Origin of the sequence: Tolypothrix tenuis PCC 7101 (assembly GCF_963874875.1) — a bacterium.
GTDB lineage: Bacteria > Cyanobacteriota > Cyanobacteriia > Cyanobacteriales > Nostocaceae > Aulosira > Aulosira tenue.
In genome coordinates, this window is record NZ_CAWNJS010000001.1 from 5,098,798 (window position 1) to 5,112,675 (window position 13,878).

Genomic DNA, 13,878 nt, shown 5'->3' on the forward strand with positions numbered 1-13,878 from the left:
CTACTGCTGCTTCACCCATTCCTCAAACAGCCGGGAGCCGACTGTATAAGATTCATCATCGCTGCTGCTAATTACACCAGTGCCAGCGATGACTTCTAGGGCTTCTGTGACTTTGGCGCGGCTGAATCTGGTATATTGTGCTAACTCTTGGGGGGTGGTTGTACGGTTATGGATGAGGGCAGAATAAACTGTGCGTTCGTCTTGGCTAAAGCCGCCGGTGAGGTTTTCGTCGTTCCACCAGGCGGAAAAGTCTTTGTCGTGATGTTGGAGTAATTTGTCTGTGAGATGATCGAGGGAGTGTTGGGGGTGGGAGTCGAAAATTAGGTTGAGTGCTTGTTGGGTGAGGTAGGGGTGACATCCTGACCATTCCAGGATGGTGGAAATGGTATCGTCATTTAAAGTGATGTTTTCTTGTTCGGCGCGATCGCTTATCAATTTTTTGGTATCTTCTTCACTTAAAGCACCTAACCATTCGATTTCGGCGATGTTTAATAATGGCGAACCCACGCGCTGCTGATATTCTTTTAAGTCACGGTAGCCGGAGAGTAATAAACCTAAGGAAGATTTGATGGCGGTGTCGGTATCTTTTAAGCCGCGCAGGTAAGCCCAAGCGTCATTCGCCCAAGTTTGTTTGACAATGTACTCAGCGCCATCGATGAGGAAGCAAACGCCTTGAAACTTCAGCTTTCGCAGTTCTTCTGTGGTTTTTAAGAATGCTAACCGAAAGTTATCGTTATCTAAACGCTTTTCAGTATCAGCATTAGTAAAATTTAATTTAATATCTGCTTGAGTGAGGAACTTTAAGGTTACTTCTCCACCTGTGATTTTACCGAGAAAGTCGCGGTACATTTGGCGAATTTCCGCTAAAGGCACTTGTCGCCAGCGTTCGATGGCTTCGCGGAGTCTGGCGATGAGGAGGTAACGCAGGTTGTCTAAGTCTCTGGGTTGTTCTAACTGGAGGTTAATTAATACCGGGAAGGCGCGCCGGGGATAATTGCTAGTAGGGTTAAGTAAATTCCATTCCACAGCCCGTAAAGCGCTGGTTTTACCTAAACGCTTCCCTGCTAACAAAATCCGCACCTGAAAGGGGGATTTGAGCATGGTATTAATTAAGTCGCTGCGTCCGAAGAAGTGGGAGGGATCTGTAATGGCGACGCGGTAGTTATCGAAGGGACGTTCTCCACCAAAATCCGACATTGTTCGCTTTCCTCTACTGTCATCTGCATTTGTATCCAACGTGATAATAGAGGAATTCGGAGATGGTAGAAATCCTGATGCTCAATTTCCTCTTGATACAACAATCCAACATTTGTGAGCCAATTACAAGCATCTAGGCATTGGTTGGCGGTAAAGGAGCTGTTAAGGTGGTGGAGTAGGACTGCTTGTGGGATTTTGTCATAAAATTGTTCGTTACAGGCGATAACGCGCAAAATTGAGATTGCAACTTGAAAGTCGCGTTTTTCTAAGTCTTCCCAAATGCTTTTTTCCAGGTAATTCTTTAACTCGCCTTTCTGGGTTAAGGTTCTGGCTAAATAAGGTGCTACCATTGCCCAGGTAATTAGCAGATTACCATTTTGATTGAGTTTGGTATTATTATCTTTAATCTTCTCTGTTAAAAAGCGAGCTAGCTGACGAGATACAAAGGGATGTCCGCCGCTTTGGTTGTGGATTTGTTGGGGTGTATCTGCATCAAATTCTAAGCCCATTAACTTACCCAAATTCACCAGCATATCTTGGGTTTCATCGGCGGAGAAAGGCGCTAAAAAGATTTCTTTGAAGAAGCTATATACTGGATTTGTGGCAACGCCTGATTGTGACCAGTAATTAATGCGATTACAATCGGGATGCACATCAGCAATGAGTAATGAGATTTGCCGTTGTTGTTGACATAATACCCGCAATGCGCCAAAAACAGCATTAAATTCTTCCGCTTTTTCGCGGCTGTCTGCTGGTGTGGGAATAATCCTTTCGACTTCATCTAAAAAGCAGAGAATCGGCAATTTATATTGATTATTTTTTTGAATCGCGCTTGCAAGTTGATTGACTCTTTGAATAAATTCACTCGCTAATTCGCTGGCGGGTTTATCGGTGGTGAAAGGTGGAAATTGGGGGAGTGAATCGGCACTTTCTAGAGTAGAGAGACAATGGATAAACTTGTTAAATAAATTCGCACCGTAGCGAGAACCGCTATAAGTTTGTAAATCGATGTGGACTATGGGATGTTCCCGCAGCATAAAGCCTAATTGCAGTAGCACTGAGGTTTTACCTGACTTGCGTAAGCCAAATAAACCCACACCTTGATATCTGAGTAATTCTTCGCCTAGGCGTTGTAGTAATTCTGTGCGCCCGAAAAATGATAAAGTATCGGTGATGGCGTTTCTATCATCAAAGAAATCAGCCCGTTGTAGATATCTATCAGTATATTCTTCCAGCAAGCCGATACATTCATATTTATCGCTTAATGCTTTTTCTACAGATGTTAAAGGTATGGGAATTAGCAGAAAAGCATCGCGTAAACGTACCTTAGCAATTTCCATTCTGGCTGTAGTATCTGGCGGCAGTTTGTAGATTAATAAGCCAGCTTTTTGGGGTTGTTCTGTCGGTAATTGCTGGGCAAGTTCTACTAAATGGATGATATTTTTATCAGTGGGGGTATCAATAGTAATTAAAACCGGGAAATGGGCATAACTGCTGAGACTACTGGTAATAGATTCGATAATTAGATATTCTTTTTCCCGCTTTACCTGAGCATCAACTTGTTCTAAAAACTTGGCTACTAAATCTAAGTATTCAGTTTTCTGTTCGTGTTGTTGTAGGAATTGCTTAAATGTCTCGGCTTGAGTCCATTGGGAAGGTAAGCGTAACTGTACTAACTGGAAAAACTTATCACTTAATGTATGGTCTTTGCTATTAGCTGCATATTCAATAATGTGTTCTCGCAGTTCCACAGCCGCATCTAAAGGCAGTAAATTAGCTAATAAGAGATAGACACCGCGAAACCTGGGATCGTTAATGTGTTGATTAACCCGTTCTTGTACCGCTTCACCTTCACCGAGAAAGTTTTGCACCAAGAAGAATTCCATGATTTTATCGTGGCGGAAATACCAGATTTTCTCGGCTTCGCCCTTGTCATTTTCCCATTGACGGCTGATCACCATTTTATATTTTTCATCTTCCAGGCTGGTTAATTCCCGTTGAAATTCCTCAGCGGGTATGATGGTTTCATCATTGAGCCGCATTTGGTAAACAGCCTGAGAGAATCGCCTTAAAGGGAATACCTGATGCCATTCTCGCTGGTATTCCGCCGACATTAGCTGATATTGCTGTTCTTGCAAGCGAAATAAATTAGGTTGCTGTCCCTGTGATAGCATCAGCGCCACCAGCGTTAAATCCATTGGGTTAGAAAGAATGCGCTTGGCTGCGGCTAAATCTTCGGGGGATTGTTGTTCGTTAAAGGCTTCTGCAAGGTAGGTGGTACAAGCTTGCGCGTATTTACTCTGCGTAGGGTGTGTTATGGACGATAGTCCTAACGTACCGGAAGCGTCGCTGGGTACGCCAGTCTCGGATGGTGCGTTAGCCTGCGGCGTAACACACCCTACATTTTCCCCAATCCCCAGTCCCCAGTCCCCAGTCCCCAGTCCCCTCGACAGCAAAAACCGCTCAATCTGCTCCCGCTGCAATGGCTGCAATTCATACTTCTTCGCTGTGGAAGGGGGTACCCAATCTAGGGGCTGGGTGGTCATAATGATATTGCCGCCAAAAAAGCTTTCGGCAAATTGGGAGACTTTCGCTCTGGTGTCGGCGGTGACTTCGTTGAGTCCGTCGATGCAGATATCTAAGGCTTGGTTGTAAATCAGGTTTTTGAGGAATTTGGTATCGTCTACCTGTCCCCGTAGCTTGGCATAAATTGCTTCTAGTACTCCTTTGTCACACTTTTGGGCGGGGAGGTAAACAAATAAGCGCTGGGAGTTGTTCGCTAAATGGCGGAGAAACATTGATTTACCTAAACCAGACTCGCCTTCTAAGACGATTTGCCCTTGCAGTGTCGGGATTGCTTGGGTAATTGGTTGAATTTCTGGTGTTATGTTGTCTGGAGAATTTCTCTTCGACTGCATCCCCCTCAATCGCAGAACAAGCGAGGAGAAGCTTTGTCTCCTTCTGTGCTTACCTGCATCAAAAGTTATCGAATCATTACTAGTCCTCGAATTACCCCACCCTAACCCTCCCCTTGGAAAGGGGAGGGAACTAGATTTTCCTGTTTCCCCCTTTGGAAAGGTGAGGGAACTAGATTTTCCTGTTTCCCCCCTTTCTAAGGGGGGATTAAGGGGGGTAAAACTCGGATTTAGAAACAAAATCCGATTTGTGTGTACACTGTAGCCCTGCTTGTGGGGAAGGGTGTTACCCCGTGGAACTTTGACAAAAGACTCACCAAAATAAGCTTGCTCAACGAAATTATCTAACCCTGCATCTGCTAGCAGCAAAGGTTGAAATGGTTGCAACAGCCGACGACGCAGCCAAGGAACCCAAGTTAAGAGTAAGCCGATGTAACCAAAACCGAGAATGCGCCTTGCCCAAGGATGCCAGAATAAAGGTGCGAGAATTTGGGTAAATTTAGGGTAGGCAAGGATGAGGGTAAGCCAAATAGCAAAGTGAATTAGGATGATGTTTCTGGCGAGGAAAAACCACTTCCAAAATTCTAGATTATCAATGACACGCTGCACGGTATCAGCTTGCCTGTAATCTCCATTTGTAAGATTTCTATGGTGATGTTCTAGTAATTTAATATCCTGTGCTTGCCAAGTAACTAAGTCAGCAACTACAGCAATTTGTTGTGCCAATTCAACCCGCAATTCTGGTAGAGAATCACTAAGTTTCCAAGCTTGCTCAAACAATTCCATGATTTTTCTACCTTTGTCAGCAGTCAAATCATTTGGTGTATTCTTGGGCTTGCCAATCCATTGCATCAAGATTTCTACATCTTGGTCGCCACTACCCATAAAATGAGCTAAGAATCTCAACTGATTAACATCTGAGGGATAATAACGTACTGCATTCAGAACTTGCACAATAGCAGGTAAACCTTGGGGAGCTAGCTTTGGTAGTGCTTCGGCTGCGTTATAACGGACATTAGAGTCAGAATCTTTGAGGAGTGCGGCGACGTTGGCGGCATAGTCTCTGGCTTGCATCTGCCCTAGTGCAGAGGCTGCGTTACTAAGGACATCAGAGTCAGAATCTTGGAGGAGTGTGGCGACGTTGGCGGCATAGTCTCTGGCTTGCATCTGCCCCAGTGCAGAGGCTGCAGCGTAGCGGACAATTCTGTCAGAATCTTTGAGGAGTGCGGCGACGTTGGTGGCATAGTCTTTGGCTTGCATCTGTCCCAGTGCAGAGGCTGCGACAATACGGACATTAGAGTCAGAATCTTTGAGGAATGCGGCGACGTTGGCGGCATAGTCTTTGGCTTGCATCTGCCCCAGTGTATCGACTGCAGCATAACGGACAGATGTGTCAGAATCTTTGAGGAGTGCGGCGACGTTGGCGGCATAGTCTTTGGCTTGCATCTGCCCCAGTGCATTGGCTGCGGCACTACGGACATCAGAGTCAGAATCTTTGAGGAGTGCGGCGACGTTGGCGGCATAGTCTTTGGCTTGCAGCTGCCCCAGTGCATTGGCTGCGGCACTACGGACATTAGAGTCAGAATTTTTGAGGAGTGCAGCGACGTTGGCGGCATCTTGCATCTGCCCCAGTGCATTGGCTGCGGCATAACGGACATTAGAGTCAGAATCTTTGAGGAGTGCGGCGACGTTAGCGGCATAGTCTTTGGCTTGCAGCTGCCCCAGTGCATTGGCTGCGGCACTACGGACATCAGAGTCAGAATCTTTGAGGAGTGCGGCGACGTTAGCGGCATAGTCTTCGGCTTGCAGCTGCCCCAGTGCATAGCCTGCAGCTCTACGGACATCAGAGTCAGAATCTTTGAGGAGTGCGGCGACGTTAGCGGCATAGTCTTTGGCTTGCAGCTGCCCCAGTGCATAGCCTGCATCTCTACGGACATCAGAGTTAGAATCTTTGAGGAGTGCGGCGACGTTGGCGGCAATGCCTTTGGCTTGCATCTGCGCCAGTGCAGAAGTTGCAGCACTACGGACAGATGTGTCAGAATCTTTGAGGAGTGCGGCGACGTTGGCGGCAAAGTCTTCGGCTTGCATCTGCCCCAGTGCATCGGCTGCATCTCTACGGACATAAGAGTTAGAATCTTTGAGGAGTGCGGCGACGTTGGCGGCAAATTCTTTGGCTTGCATCTGCGCCAGTGCAGAAGTTGCAGCATAACGGACATCAGAGTTAGAATCTTTGAGGAGTGTGGCGACGTTGGCGGCATAGTCTTTGGCTTGCATCTGCCCCAGTGCATCGGCTGCGGCTCTACGGACATCAGAGTTAGAATCTTTGAGGAGTGCGGCGACGTTGGCTGCAAATTCTTTGGCTTGTATCTGCGCCAGTGCAGAGGCTGCAGATCTACGGGAAAGGCTCTTTTCGTCTTTTTCTTCTTTGTCTGGTGGCGATAGCTGCTTAACAAGCAGATTTACAACATCTTGATAATTGGGAATCTGCTTTTTGGGATCATCTAGCTGATATTTTTCCAATTTATTTGCCGCTTCTAGCCTCACTCCAGCATAGGGGTCTGCCAAGGCGGCAACAATGCCTTTAATTTCCCAATCTTGAGGCTTGGGTTTGGGTTCTTCTTCTTCGGCGTTTACCCAAGTCAGGGAAAAGATAATAGTTAGTAAACAAGTAAAAATAAACAGGAAAATCCGCGATAACCTGCGACGGTTGCCGGCATTTTTGGGCATGATGGGGAGACAGAACAAAAGGCTCTTATTTGTCATTTGTTCTTGGTCATTTGTCCTTTGTCCGATTAAGTTAGTTTAGCAGTGGGGTCTGCTGGGTGGGAAGAAGGGGGAAAGGTGAAAGGGGAAGGGGGAAGGGGAAAATTAAGGGATTCACAGGCAATTAGATCGGGTTGTTTGTCAATGAGCGCTCATCCATAGAGAACATCGGTTCCTTCATGACCAACGTGATCGGGTTGTCTATCAATGAGCGCTCATCCATAGAGAACATCGGTTCGTTCACAACCAACGTGATCGGGTTGTCTATCAATGAGCGCTCATCCATAGAGAACATCGGTTCGTTCATGACCAACGCGATCGGGTTGTCTATCAATGAGCGCTCCTTCGTTCACAACCAGCGCTCATTCACAACCAATGAGGTCTAATTTATGGAAAAGGCTGGCTTTATCTATTAATGAGGACTGATTTAACATAACGCGAAAGTCCCTACCTTCAGCGAAGCAAGGTAGGGATGAATAGCGGGAAAATACGAAAACCTCTCTGCATTGTTTGAACTGCGTTCAAACAATGCAGAGAGGTTTTGAGTATTTTCCAATTAATCGTTTGGCGTTTCTTGAGATTGTATGTACTGCTTGATTTTTTCTATTGGTGCGCCTCCAGTTGAGGCAACATAATATGAACTAGACCAAAATACAGGTTTTCGATAAAACGTAGATAAATGTTCTGAAAATTCTTTTTGGATAATTCTGCTAGACGCTGATTTTAAACTACCTACAAGAGCAGACAAGTTGTTATCTGGATGAAAATCAATTAGTAAATGAACATGGTCTATTTCACCAGAAAACTCGATTAGTCTGCACTTGGTTTTGATACAGACATTAGCAAATATTTCGTGCAACCGTTCCAAAATTGGAGCGGTTATTGTTTTGCGTCTGTACTTGGTCACAAACACAAGATGTAGGTGAATAGAGAAAACAGAATGTGAGCCTTTCCTAGAAACCACTTGACAAGCCTATACGTCAACCGTAATATCATAGAACAAATTAAAAATGGAGGCAAACAAATCAGTGGCTACAAGACGGATGACTTTCAGGTTATACCCAAATAAGCAAATAGAGCAGTTCTTGCGGTATCACCGAAAGCTTCACAAGGACTTGTACAATGCTGCTGTTTATAACCGATTTACTCAATATCAAAAATTCAATCAATCTGTTAGTTATTTTGAGCAACAGAACTCGCTACCTGCTTTCAAGGAAGTTTGGACAGAGTACAAAGAAATTAATTCTCAAGCTCTACAAGCTACTTTGAAGCGTGTAGATTATGCTTTTGAGCGTTGGTTCAAAGGTTTAGGTAAGCGTCCACGATTCAAATCAATTCGCCACTATTCAGGATGGACATATCCAGCCAAAAGCGGGTATTCAGTAGAGTCTAATGGTGAAAATGGTTATTTGAATTTGTCTAAAATTGGACGTATTCAGATGCGAGGACAGGCTAAGTATTGGGGAATTCCTACTACTTGCACAATCGTTTTTCGTAACGGTAAATGGTACGCATCTATTACTGTAGATGTTTTAGACCAAACTCTTAAGCCTGATATTTTACCAATTGGTGCAATTGGTATAGATTTAGGTTGTAATTCAGCATTATCAATTACTGATTGTGAAAATCATCAACAAATTGAAGCGCCTAAATTCTTGAGAAATGCTGAACAGCTAATCAAAAAAGCTTCTAAGAGTAAAAGACGGAAGCAATCACCAAATAGAAAGAAAAAAATCAAAGCTTCTAGAAGATGGAAAAAAGCCCAAGCTAAGGTTAGTAAGATAACTCGTAAAGTTGCTAATCAGCGCCAAAATTGGGTACATCAAATTGCATCAGAAATAGTAAGCGGTAATAGCTTCGTTGCAACTGAAAAACTAGAAGTCAAGAACATGACTAGTAAAGCTAAAAAAGGCAAGCGTAAAAAGCAAAAAGTGGGTCTGAATAAGTCAATACTTGATGTTGGATTTGGAATGCTTCGCAGTACCATCAAATATAAAGTTGAACAAATCGGTGGTGTGTTTGTTGAAGTTCCTACCAAGAAAGTAAAGCCTAGTCAGACTTGTCCAAAATGCGGACATCAGCACAAAAAGACTCTTGATATTAGAGTGCATAATTGTGCTGTTTGCGGATATCAGCAAGACCGTGATATTGCTGCTGCTGAAGTTATGCTTTATTGGGCTAAAGGGAGCCACTTCGTTGCGGGGGTTCCCCCCGTTGTAGAAAGTGGCGTTAATCTGACGGAGTTAGGAACTAGCTTCGTAGATGCTGAGTCGTCAAGCTCTACCGCAAACACTCGCTCATCTGCGGGAAGTATGCGGCAACTTGGGGCAAAGAAGCGTCAAAAATCCAAATCTACTGGTCTGGTTTCAGAAACCCAGACCTCAACGAAGTAGATCTGGGTAGTTCATTGTGAAGTTGCATCAATACTTGTCGTTAGGGATTTCCAAGAAATAAATTATTCCATCTTGTGGGGCGGGCATCTTGCCCGCCACATACACTGGGCGGACAAGATGTCAGTGGTGTCAAGTTAAGCTAAAAGCTATATAGGGCGGGCGTTGTACAAATAAAGAGCGCCCTCATCCCCTAACCCCTTCTCCCTCAGGGAGAAGGGGAATTGAATCTCTTGCTCCCCTCTCCTGGTGGGAGAGGGGCTGGGGGTGAGGGCGAAACCTTGCAACCAAGAGGGTGTCAAGTTAAGCTAAAAGCTATATAGGGCGGGCGTTGTACAAATAAAGAGCGCCCTCATCCCCTAACCCCTTCTCCCTCAGGGAGAAGGGGAATTAAATCTCTTGCTCCCCTCTCCTGGTGGATGCAGCTGGCGAATAGGGGGTAAGACCCCTCAAATAAACGATAAAACAAGGCTTTCAAAAGGCGATCGCATTATGAGGATTGCGTCTTAAACCCTATAAAATCGTGGGGGTGAGGGGTGTCACCTACCATTCGCCAGCTGTATCCTGAGGGAGAAGGGGAATTAAATCTCTTGCTCCCCTCTCCTGGTGGGAGAGGGGCACAGGGTGAGGGCGAAACCTTGCAACCAAGAGAGTTTTACGTTAAGTTGACATCTATCACAAGATGTCCACCCCACAATAAATACTGGGATATTTTTTTGTTTGGAAGTCCCTTAAGGGGAAAAGGGGAAGGGGTAAGACAAAACCTTTAACCCTTACCCTTTCACCTTTTCCCCAAACCAAATTCCTCGTTGAAAATCCTTAACCAAGCAGTATTGAAAGTTGCACATATTTTAATCCCGCTAAATCCCCCTTTTGAAGGGGAGCCACTGCTTTGGGCGGGTTTCCCGACTTGTCGCAAGTGGCGTGGATTTAGGGGGATATACAATGATTTTTGCTACACAGCTACCTGTATACCGTAGCCTAACGCACAGCCGTAGGTTCTAAAGTCAAATCTTGGAACATCAAGGTGCTGAGATAACGTTCGCCGAAGGAAGGCTGAATCATCACAATCAGCTTTCCAGCGTTTTCGGGACGCTTCGCAACTTGCAACGCAGCACACAAAGCCGCACCAGAAGATATCCCAGATAATAAGCCTTCTTCTTTTGCTAAACGCCGTCCGTAAGACATCGCTTGTTCATCGCTGACGCGAATTACTTCGTCAACCAATTCCAGCTTGAGAACATCGGGAACAAAGCCTGCGCCAATCCCTTGAATTTTATGCGGCCCAGCTTCCCCACCAGATAATACAGGACTGTTGCTCGGTTCAACTGCGATCGCCTGAAAAGTTGGCTTACGTTCTTTCAATACTTCCGCAATCCCGGTAATTGTCCCGCCAGTACCTACACCAGCAATTACAATATCTACTTCACCATCTGTATCCGCCCAAATTTCTTCGGCGGTGGTTTCGCGGTGAATTTTGGGATTAGCGGCGTTACGGAACTGTTGCAGCATATATGCGTTGGGAGTGTTAGCCACAATTTCTTCCGCTTTGCGAATTGCTCCCCGCATTCCTTCTGGGCCTGGTGTTAACTCTAGCTTGGCACCATAAGCGCGTAACATCGCCCGTCTTTCGTTGCTCATGGTTTCAGGCATTGTCAAAATCAAATTGTAGCCCCGTGCGGCTGCTACCATTGCTAAAGCAATCCCTGTATTACCGGAAGTTGGCTCTACTAAGATAGTTTTTCCTGGCTCAATTAAACCATCTGCTTCAGCCGCAAGTACCATATTTAAGCCAATCCGGTCTTTAACCGAAGCTGCTGGGTTCATGCCTTCGAGTTTAGCAACTATCCGCGCTACTGCTCCCTCTGCTTGCGGAATCTTGTTCAGTTCAACTAAAGGAGTTTTTCCAATAAGTTCTGTGACATCTTTAGCAATTCGCATTCGTTAACTCCTAAAATCCTAAATTCATTAACAACGCCAGGTATTTTTTACTGATAACGGTAATCTTGTATTTTAATCTAGATTCAAGTGTCACTGAGTACATAATTTTTGTACTCTAACTCAACCACAAAATGGCAATGATTTAGATAGCAATTCTGGCAAATCTTCCTATTGACTTTTAAACCACTTTGTCTTCTTGTCTCGGTAATTGTGATAGAAAACTGGTAATTGCTTATTGATGCCTATCTTTAATTAAAAATTTTCAAGTCAGAGGTTATTTATAAAGTAAAAATAAAATTATCGTAGGATGTGTTAGGCGCTGGTTTCCAATATGATTTGTCACGAAAGAACTATCCTAGCGCCTAACGCATCATCCACGCGGCGGTGCGTTACGGCTAAATTCCATTGTCTCTGTGTCCCAAATCCTTTCATAGCCGTAACACAACGCCACTTGCTACAACGCTGGAAACCCCTTCGGGTTCGTCAGTCCACTCGGCGGCATAGCCGCACGTGTGGCTGCACTCACCGCGCAACGCAGTGGCTCCCCTACTTAAGATTTACTTTATAAATGATCTCTCAATCATTCATAACAGGTTTAGCACCATCAAGCATGAAAATCTGTCTTTCTCATGCCCAATGCCCAATGCCCCATGCCCAATACCCCATGCCCCATGCCAATTAAATCTTGACTTTTGATAATCACTTAAGATAGCTATATATGTCCAAAAGTTTATCTTCAACTTGGCTATTTTTTAGTTTATCTAGAACAAAATAGCTATTTACTGAAATTTAATGGATTTTTCTATTAATGTAAGATATTTTGAGGCAAAAATATTGGGTTGAGTACAACTTTTATCCCCTAAAAACCGCATCAAAAATATTCTCTAAACAGCCATTACACAAGATTTTAGCTTGAGTACAAACCCTCCCGAACCCAACTGCAAAAACACTAGAACGCCACTCAAAAAATACTAGTCCCTATACCCCAAATATTTTTTATTATCCTGTTCAGTTAAAATTTCCAGCCTTTGAGTACAAATTTAATAACTTTAATAATTCTGATCCGACTCAGATAAACTGCTATTGAGCAACCCTGCTGATATAAAAGCTATAGGATTTACGCAGAGATTCCCCTCTACCCCCCAACATTCCCAGGCAACTGTCTGGAGATGAAGGGGGGACTTCTTAACCCCCTATTCTTAACTGCATCAAACTCAGTTGTAGGGTGTGAGAGTGTAAGTTATATTCCCAAGAATAAATTATTTCGGTATTGCTGAATACTAATTTACGATTGCGGATAAATTTAATCATATATTTGAAATATTAGTTTAAGGGTTGCATCAAATCATCCCCTTTTTTAGTAATTAGTTCATGATAAACAAGGGAAAAAAAGCTAATTGTTAACTGATAACTTTTTGATTATCAGCAAAATTTGTGTAGGTAAATAACAGAAATCATTGTCTTACTGGGTGCATACTGCCTGGGAAGGGAGAACCAAGATGAAAGTCAAGCTTTTAAATGTTCTCACAGTCTGTGTAGTGTTATTGGCTGTGCTATCTCCAGCTTTATTAGTATTTAGTATGGTTTGGGGAAAGCATTTAGAGTTAGTAAAAGCACAGAATCTCTCTTGTGAAGTAAACAATAATATGAGAGCCGATAGCTTCTTGGTTCCCCAGTCGGGGGGTGTATACTCCTCTCAATCTCAGCCAAGCATAAACCTCTCTAAGCAAAACCTCCAATCCCATAATTTAACTGTTGTAGAGCAATATCAACTAGCAACAATTATGCAATGGTTTTTCTTGCTAACACCTATTTGTGTCGGGTTAGGGATTATTGCTTACGACAGATATCTTGTTTATCGTAATGCTGTTTTTCAAGAACAAGTTGAAATGCTAGAACGGCTGTGGCGGCAAAGTATCGAACAGTAAGCAAATTCCAATTTATTCATTTTTCATCAAAAGAAGCACCATGACAGAAGAACGCCAACTCCTGTATTTTGATTTAATCGATCAGCTACTCAGATGCCCTAATGGCCAAGAACCAGAAGTATTAGAAGCAAATCCAGAATTAATTGATTCGGATTTTGTATATGCAGTGCTAAAAGTGGCAACTGTGTTTGCACATGAAGGTAATCAAGATGGTGCCCAATTCTTATTTTTCCTTGGTCGTCAATTAGCAAAACAATTGGGTTTGTATCCTGAAACTGAAGCTGCCAATTCTGAAACCGAAGTTTCAACTGAGGAGTAGCAATGCTATTGACTGAAACTGACGCTGGACATATCGCCTTTGAGTTTCTCATGGCTGATTGGAACATCTCAGAACAGGACAGAGAGTGGTTTACAATTAACAATTCTCGTCTGGTTGGTGAGAGTTGGTACGTTGTAGAACTGGGTCTAGCAGGATTTCCCGATCGCTGGTTTATTCAAGTCTACGATACAGGAGCTTGTGACCCTAATTATACATTTATGTCACCCATCAAGGGTTCAGACGGATATGTTGACCTTGTAGATTTACCACAACTTGTTGCTGAGGTTCTAGTGTCAGAACGCAATGCACGTTAGAGACAAGGGACAGGGGGCGGGGAGCAAGGGGGAGAAATTCATACAAATAATTTTGTTGAGAGTTACAACATAAAAGTTTTGAATTTTTGAATTTGGTTACAGACGTGATTA

The 13,878-nt window shown here is 43.9% G+C and carries 9 protein-coding genes; 4 read left to right on the plus strand and 5 right to left on the minus strand.

Going from position 1 to position 13,878, the window contains the following annotated elements:
- The 4 genes from AACU25_RS20195 to tnpA all read right to left on the minus strand — a co-directional run bounded on the left by AACU25_RS20195 (window position 1) and on the right by tnpA (window position 7,839).
- Window positions 1-1,197, minus strand: a complete 1,197-nt coding sequence (locus AACU25_RS20195) for a hypothetical protein (RefSeq protein WP_096578672.1) — start codon at window positions 1,195-1,197, stop codon at window positions 1-3.
- A complete protein-coding gene (locus AACU25_RS36995; RefSeq protein ID WP_096578674.1) occupies window positions 1,110-6,875 on the minus strand; it encodes a HEAT repeat domain-containing protein in 5,766 nt (1,921 codons plus the stop codon). The genes AACU25_RS20195 and AACU25_RS36995 overlap by 88 nt, the downstream gene beginning before the upstream one ends.
- A gap of 124 nt (window positions 6,876-6,999) precedes the next feature.
- Window positions 7,000-7,182 carry a hypothetical protein gene (locus AACU25_RS20210; protein ID WP_190445992.1) on the minus strand — a complete coding sequence of 61 codons (183 nt, stop codon included), beginning with the start codon at window positions 7,180-7,182 and terminating at the stop codon, window positions 7,000-7,002.
- 249 nt (window positions 7,183-7,431) lie between these two features.
- Window positions 7,432-7,839 carry an IS200/IS605 family transposase gene (gene tnpA / locus AACU25_RS20215; RefSeq protein WP_096578676.1) on the minus strand — a complete coding sequence of 136 codons (408 nt, stop codon included), beginning with the start codon at window positions 7,837-7,839 and terminating at the stop codon, window positions 7,432-7,434.
- Window positions 7,840-7,918: 79 nt separating this feature from the next.
- Between tnpA and AACU25_RS20220 the strand changes: the two genes are divergently transcribed.
- Complete coding sequence (locus AACU25_RS20220; RefSeq protein WP_199347494.1) at window positions 7,919-9,268, plus strand: RNA-guided endonuclease InsQ/TnpB family protein; 1,350 nt, start codon at window positions 7,919-7,921, stop codon at window positions 9,266-9,268.
- A 978-nt stretch (window positions 9,269-10,246) separates the two neighbouring features.
- Here AACU25_RS20220 and cysK read toward each other — a convergent pair.
- Window positions 10,247-11,206 carry a cysteine synthase A gene (gene cysK / locus AACU25_RS20225; RefSeq protein ID WP_096578678.1) on the minus strand — a complete coding sequence of 320 codons (960 nt, stop codon included), beginning with the start codon at window positions 11,204-11,206 and terminating at the stop codon, window positions 10,247-10,249.
- Between the two features lie 1,499 nt (window positions 11,207-12,705).
- Between cysK and AACU25_RS20230 the strand changes: the two genes are divergently transcribed.
- Genes AACU25_RS20230 through AACU25_RS20240 form a run of 3 tightly spaced genes read left to right on the plus strand, consistent with a single transcriptional unit; the run spans window position 12,706 to window position 13,767 of the window.
- The gene (locus AACU25_RS20230) at window positions 12,706-13,134 is read left to right on the plus strand and encodes a hypothetical protein (RefSeq protein WP_096578680.1); all 429 of its coding nucleotides are present in this window, start codon (window positions 12,706-12,708) and stop codon (window positions 13,132-13,134) included.
- Window positions 13,135-13,174: 40 nt separating this feature from the next.
- Complete coding sequence (locus tag AACU25_RS20235) at window positions 13,175-13,453, plus strand: hypothetical protein (protein WP_096578682.1); 279 nt, start codon at window positions 13,175-13,177, stop codon at window positions 13,451-13,453.
- A 2-nt stretch (window positions 13,454-13,455) separates the two neighbouring features.
- A complete protein-coding gene (locus AACU25_RS20240; RefSeq protein WP_096578684.1) occupies window positions 13,456-13,767 on the plus strand; it encodes a hypothetical protein in 312 nt (103 codons plus the stop codon).
- The last annotated feature ends 111 nt before the right edge of the window (window positions 13,768-13,878 follow it).